5 protein-coding genes are annotated in these 6173 nt (G+C 52.7%); all 5 read left to right on the top strand.

Annotated features, from left to right (window positions below; translation table 11 throughout):
* Window positions 1-138 precede the first annotated feature (138 nt).
* The 5 genes from yehD (at window position 139) to apbC (ending at window position 6126) form a co-directional block, all read left to right on the top strand.
* Window positions 139-672, top strand: coding sequence for a fimbrial protein YehD (gene yehD / locus NNN71_RS23225; RefSeq protein WP_271459457.1), 534 nt, complete (start codon window positions 139-141; stop codon window positions 670-672).
* A 51-nt stretch (window positions 673-723) separates the two neighbouring features.
* Window positions 724-1407: a fimbria/pilus periplasmic chaperone gene (locus NNN71_RS23220; protein ID WP_271459456.1), complete on the top strand. Its 684-nt coding sequence runs from the start codon at window positions 724-726 to the stop codon at window positions 1405-1407.
* Between the two features lie 12 nt (window positions 1408-1419).
* Complete coding sequence (locus NNN71_RS23215; protein WP_271459455.1) at window positions 1420-3885, top strand: fimbrial biogenesis outer membrane usher protein; 2466 nt, start codon at window positions 1420-1422, stop codon at window positions 3883-3885.
* 13 nt (window positions 3886-3898) lie between these two features.
* The gene (locus NNN71_RS23210) at window positions 3899-4918 is read left to right on the top strand and encodes a fimbrial protein (protein WP_271459454.1); all 1020 of its coding nucleotides are present in this window, start codon (window positions 3899-3901) and stop codon (window positions 4916-4918) included.
* Window positions 4919-5016: 98 nt separating this feature from the next.
* The gene (gene apbC / locus NNN71_RS23205; RefSeq protein WP_163447475.1) at window positions 5017-6126 is read left to right on the top strand and encodes an iron-sulfur cluster carrier protein ApbC; all 1110 of its coding nucleotides are present in this window, start codon (window positions 5017-5019) and stop codon (window positions 6124-6126) included.
* Window positions 6127-6173: the final 47 nt, after the last annotated feature.

Raw genomic sequence — 6173 nt, 5'->3', positions numbered from 1 at the left:
TTATACTGCTATGTGTAATTTGTTTTTAATCAATAAAACAAAAGTATTACATTGCAGACACTTTTCGCATGTGAGAATTTTACTTCAAGGGAAACAACCCTTAACAACAATCAAATAAATACTAATAAGGATATCATTATGAAATATTCAATTCTGTCTGCTTCGGTATTAGCTGCAGTTATGATGAGCGCAAGCGCTATGGCCGCGGACGATGAAGCGGTATTACATATTAACGGTAAAGTGTTGGGCACGACTTGCCAGATTGAGGATGGCAAAAGCCAGGCTACAATTACAATGCCAGACGTCAGCGTTGATGCATTCAATACGCTGAATGCCGGCCAGGAACTGAAAGCATATTCCAGTAGCGCAGTGGGTAATATTAAGTTTAAATGCGATCCGAATGTTACGCCGCGTATTTCATTTGCTGCAGATGGCTTTAACGGAAATGGTAGTGACATTACCCGCAACACCGCGGGTGAAAATGGTGTCGGTTTTAAAGTACACATGAATAATTCAACAGAAGCCATTAGCCCGCAAAAATCAATCACGCTGGTGAAACAGGCTGACGGTATTTATACACTGGATTTCTCCGCATATTATGCCCGTACCAGCGGCACGGTAACCAGCGGAGAGGTTGATTCTAGTATTACCATGCAGGTTTTCTCTGATTAATTATATTGTAAATAAACGGCGGCGAACGCCGCCGTTTATTCCTGGATGAATATGCAAAAAATAATAGTCTTAACCCTGGCGGTAATCAGTTTATCTGCTCAGGCTGGCGTGGTGCTGTATGGGACCCGGGTGATTTACCCAGCAGAAAAACGGGATATTGTGGTCCAGGTGATGAATCAAGGCGAGCGTTCCTCGCTGGTGCAATCGTGGATTGATGATGGCGATACGTCGCGGTCGCCGGAAAACATTGACGTTCCGTTTCTGCTGACACCGCCGGTCGTCAAGGTGGCGGGAAACTCCGGCCAGCAGATAAAAATCAAAAAAATGCCCAATACGTTAGCCCAGGATAGAGAGAGCCTGTTCTTTTTAAACGTACTGAGTATTCCACCTAACGATGCGCAAAACAGCAGTAAAAATGTGATTAAGTTTGCGCTGCAAAATCGCATCAAACTTTTCTGGCGACCCACGGGAATCGCCCCGGTGAGTCGCGCGAGTTTTCGCCAGATCTCGTTAAGTTATACCGGACGGGAGATGGTTATTAAAAATGATAACGCTAACTGGATTACCCTTACCGATATAAAAGTGAATGATGTCAAAGTGAATGGCGAGACCGTCATGTTACCGCCACGAGCCTATCAGACGATAACGCTGAAAAATAATAATGCACCTCAATATTCTCTGACGATTATTGACGATCACGGCAACTATATCAGCGACAGGATTAACGTAAAATAACAGGAGCCGATTATGTTAAGGATGGCCCCTTTAGCTTCGACAGTATTATTATCATTATTCGCTGGCTGTGTTCAGGCTGAAGAGGAAACCTTCGATACCCATTTTATGATTGGTGGGATGCAGGGCGTTAAAACTGACCGTTTTCAATTATCCGGCGAACAGCCGATTGCCGGCGAATATGAACTGGATGTTTATGTTAATCAGCAATGGCGCGGGAAATATACGGTGAATATTACCGATAACACCTGCCTGACGCGTGCTCAGGTCCAATTGATGGGGATTAACCTGAAAGCATTACCCGAATCATCCTGCATTTCATTAGAACAGGCAGTGCAGGGCGGAAGCTACACGTTTGATATTAGCGTTTTTCGTCTGGATCTCTCGGTGCCGCAAGCCTTTGTTGATGAAGTTGAGCAAGGATATATTGCGCCCGAAAACTGGCAGCGCGGAATAAATGCGTTTTACACTTCTTATTATGTCAGTCAATACCACAGCGATTATCATTCCGCAGGGAGCAGCAAAAATACCTACGCGCGGTTTAACAGCGGACTTAATTTGCTGGACTGGCAGCTGCACTCTGATGCCAGTTTTAACCAGGTCAATAGCGATGCCGGCGTGTGGAAAAGCAACACTCTGTACCTCGAACGAAGCCTTTCATCGATCCTGGGCGTATTGCGCGCTGGGGAGATGTATACCTCTGCGGATCTCTTTGACGCAGTCCGTTTTCGCGGCGTGCGTCTGTATCGGGATCTGCAAATGCTGCCAAACTCAAAGCAGAATTTTACGCCGTTGGTGAAGGGGATTGCCCAGAGCAACGCGCTGGTGACGATAGAGCAGAACGGCTTTGTGGTGTATCAGAAGGAAGTCCCGCCCGGTCCGTTTGCGATTGCCGATCTCCAGTTGGCAGGCGGCGGGGCCGATCTTGACGTGACGGTGAAAGAGGCCGATGGCACGCTGACGCAATATCTGGTGCCCTATGGCTCAGTGCCAAATATGCTCCAGCCCGGCGTGGCAAAATATGACGCCGTGGTGGGACACAGTCAGATTGAAGGGGCCAGCCGACAGAGCGATTTCACCCAGGTCAGTTACCAGTATGGTCTGAATAGCCTGGTGACGCTGTACGGCGGCGCGATGCTGGCGAGTAACTATAACGCCTTCACGATAGGCTCCGGCTGGAATACCCGCTGGGGCGCGTTTTCGCTGGATGCCGTACGTTCACACAGTCGTCAGGACAACGGTACGTTCGATGGTCAAAGTTATCAGCTCGCGTACAACAAATATCTTAACCGAACTGCCACCCATTTTGGTCTTGCGGCCTATCGCTACTCGTCGCGAGATTACCGTACCTTTAACGATCATGTGTGGGCGAACAACAAAGACAGCTATACGCATGAACAGCACGATGTCTACGATATTGGCGACTATTACCAGAACGACTTCGGGCGTAAAAACAGTTTCTCCGCCAATATCAGCCAGTCGCTGGCCGCGGGATGGGGAGCCTTTTCCTTAAGTTTACTGTGGCGTGACTACTGGCAGCGCGGCGGCCACAGCGAAGATTATCAGCTTAGTTATTCAAACAGCTGGCGGCGCGTCTCCTGGACGCTCTCCGCCAGCCAGACCTACACCGACGATCGTCGTGATGACAAGCGCTTTAACATCTTCATTTCAATCCCGTTTATGTGGAGCGACGGCATGACTGGCGCGCGCCGCCAGATGGCGCTTTCCAACTCAACTACCTTTGATAACGAGGGCTTTACGGCGAACAATACCGGACTTTCCGGCACGCTCGGTGAACGAGATCAGTTTACCTACGGCGTTAACCTGAGCCATCAGCAGCAACATCAGGAGACCACGGCCGGGACCAATGTGAGCTGGAATACGCCAGTCGCGACGCTCGGCGGCAGCTATAGCCAATCTTCACAGTATCGGCAAATGAGCGGCAACATTTCCGGGGGAATGGTGCTGTGGTCGGGTGGGGTGAGCCTGGCTAATCGACTGGCGGAAACCGTCGCGATTCTTGATGCGCCTGGGCTGGAAGGGGCGTTTGTCAACGGACAGAAATACCGCACCACTAATGGTAACGGTACGGTGGTTTATGACAATTTGTCGCCATACCGTGAAAACCATCTCACGCTGGACGTCTCCGGCAGCGCCACCCAGACCGAGCTTATTGGCAATCGAAAAAGCGTGGCCCCGGTGCGGGGCGCGGTGGTGCTGGCGCACTTCGATACCGATACGCGCAAACCCTGGTTTATAAAAGCGCAGCGCCCAGACGGCACGCCGCTCACCTTTGGCAATGACGTTGAGGACAGCCGCGGCCATAACGTGGGGCTCGTCGGGCAGGGCAGCCGGTTGTTTATCCGTACTGACGTCCTGCCGCGCAGCGTTTCGGTAAGGCTTGATGGCCCCCAAGAGAGTCGCTGCGTGGTCACCTTCGATACGCAAGTTGATGAACTGAAAACCTATATTTGTCATTGAGAAAGGAGGCGTCATGAAGGGAGCCATCATCGCCGCGTTAGTATTGTGCGGCTATACCAGTAGCGGTTGGGCGGTGTGTAAATCGTCGGCCGTCTCATTTTCTCATGACTCGGAGGTCACCGTTGATGAACAGTTTGCGCTGACACAGCAGTACACAACCATCGTCAGCATGACCTTTTCCGGGATTAAGTGCGATTCGGCAAACGACACCATTAGCTATATTCCCGTGGTGAAAGACAGCGTGATCGGCCCGTTTAGCAACGGGCAGAAACTCAAGCTGACGGTCCAGACGGATAAAACCTCTGAAACGATTGGCACGACCAGCGCCACCGAGAAAACGCTGTCCTACACGGTAAAGCTTAGCCACGCTGCTTATGAGGCGACGACCAGTGGTGCAGACTCGGTATATGTTCCCGGCGTGCTGATCGCCAATACCGGCGGTAATTCGAACAGTTTGATCAATTTTATCCTCGGCGTCTGTAAAACCCTAAGCTGGACTGGCTGTGTGAACTATATAACCAACAGCCTGAAGGGCGACTCTTATGTTGAGAACCTGACCATTATTTATCGCCCGAAAAAGAGTACCTGCCTTCCTGATGACCTGGCCTTAACGTTGCCGGATGTTGCGCTGTCAGAGCTGCCGACGAGCGGCGTCGTTAGCGGGAAAAGCCGAACCAGCGCGATAAGGCTGCAATGTCGCGATCTGCAGGGGCCCAGCCTGCAAACCACGCGCGGTATGTCGGTTTACCTCTACAGCGCTGACCTGCTGAACGGCAGTCGTACGGTCTTACGGGGCAGCGAGTCCAACGGCGTGGGGTTTGTGCTGGAGAGCGGCGGCAAGACGGTGGCGCTGTCAACCGTGAAGGGCGCGAAGGACAGTGCCGATAACCTCTGGCGCGCCAGCGCAGGCCAGGCGCTTAATGCGACAACGTTGATGATTCCGCTGACGGCTAGCTACTACGTTTACGACCGCCAGAAGGTTAAGCCCGGCGCGCTGCAGGCGACGGCGCTGATTTTTGTGAACTATGAGTAGTCCGCTTTTTATCGCGAAATGCGCTTGTAGTGGGGGATCGTGTCCCTTTCAGGTAAACTACAAGAGACGCATTCATTCACAAGAACAAAGGAGTCGGGATGAACTCAGAATCCCAGGCCAAATCACCTGAACGTCTACGTGCGATGGTGGCCGGCACGCTGGCAAACTTCCAGCACCCCACGCTGAAGCACAACCTGACGACGCTGAAAGCGCTGCACCATGTCGCCTGGCTGGACGACACCGTTCACATCGAACTGCAGATGCCGTTTGTCTGGCACAGCGCCTTTGAAGAATTAAAAGAGCAAACCAGCGCTGAACTGCTGCGGGTGACCGGGGCGAAAGCCATCGACTGGAAGCTGTCGCATAGCATCGCCACGCTGAAGCGTGTGAAAAACCAGCCGGGCATCAACGGCGTGAAAAACATTATTGCCGTCAGTTCCGGCAAAGGTGGGGTCGGTAAATCATCCACCGCCGTTAACCTGGCGCTGGCGCTGGCTGCTGAAGGGGCGAAAGTAGGCATTCTGGATGCCGACATCTACGGCCCATCGATCCCGAACATGCTGGGCGCGGAAAACCAGCGTCCGACGTCTCCGGACGGCACCCACATGGCGCCGATTATGGCGCACGGTCTGGCCACCAACTCCATTGGTTATCTGGTGACTGACGACAACGCGATGGTCTGGCGCGGCCCGATGGCCAGTAAAGCGCTGATGCAGATGCTGCAGGAGACCCTGTGGCCCGATCTCGACTATCTGGTTCTCGACATGCCGCCAGGCACCGGTGATATTCAGCTGACGCTGGCGCAGAACATTCCTGTGACCGGGGCCGTCGTGGTCACTACGCCGCAGGATATCGCGCTGATCGACGCCAAAAAAGGCATCGTGATGTTCGAGAAGGTCGAAGTGCCGGTGTTGGGCATTGTGGAAAACATGAGCATGCACATTTGCAGCAACTGTGGTCACCACGAGCCTATCTTCGGTACCGGCGGCGCGGAGAAGCTGGCGGAGAAATACCATACCCAGCTGCTGGGCCAGATGCCGCTACACATTAATCTGCGTGAAGATCTCGATAAAGGCACTCCGACCGTGGTCGCGCGCCCGGACAGCGAGTTCACCGAGATTTATCGCCAGCTTGCGGGCCGTGTCGCCGCGCAACTCTACTGGCAGGGTGAGGTTATCCCGAGCGAGATTGCATTCCGCGCGGTGTAATTCCCCCTATTCTCGTGCGGTGCACCTTGTACCGCACGAGCTAAGAT

Source organism: Kluyvera sp. Awk 3, assembly GCF_028069715.1.
GTDB lineage: Bacteria > Pseudomonadota > Gammaproteobacteria > Enterobacterales > Enterobacteriaceae > Kluyvera > Kluyvera georgiana_A.
This window is presented reverse-complemented; position numbering and strand designations above follow the sequence as displayed.

What these genes read in the sequence shown, in the direction of transcription:
- yehD (WP_271459457.1), top strand. Translation starts at nt 139, where the DNA reads ATGAAATATTCAATTCTGTCTGCTTCGGTATTAGCTGCAGTTATGATG.
- apbC (WP_163447475.1), top strand. Translation starts at nt 5,017, where the DNA reads ATGAACTCAGAATCCCAGGCCAAATCACCTGAACGTCTACGTGCGATG.
- NNN71_RS23210 (WP_271459454.1), top strand. Translation starts at nt 3,899, where the DNA reads ATGAAGGGAGCCATCATCGCCGCGTTAGTATTGTGCGGCTATACCAGT.
- NNN71_RS23220 (WP_271459456.1), top strand. Translation starts at nt 724, where the DNA reads ATGCAAAAAATAATAGTCTTAACCCTGGCGGTAATCAGTTTATCTGCT.
- NNN71_RS23215 (WP_271459455.1), top strand. Translation starts at nt 1,420, where the DNA reads ATGTTAAGGATGGCCCCTTTAGCTTCGACAGTATTATTATCATTATTC.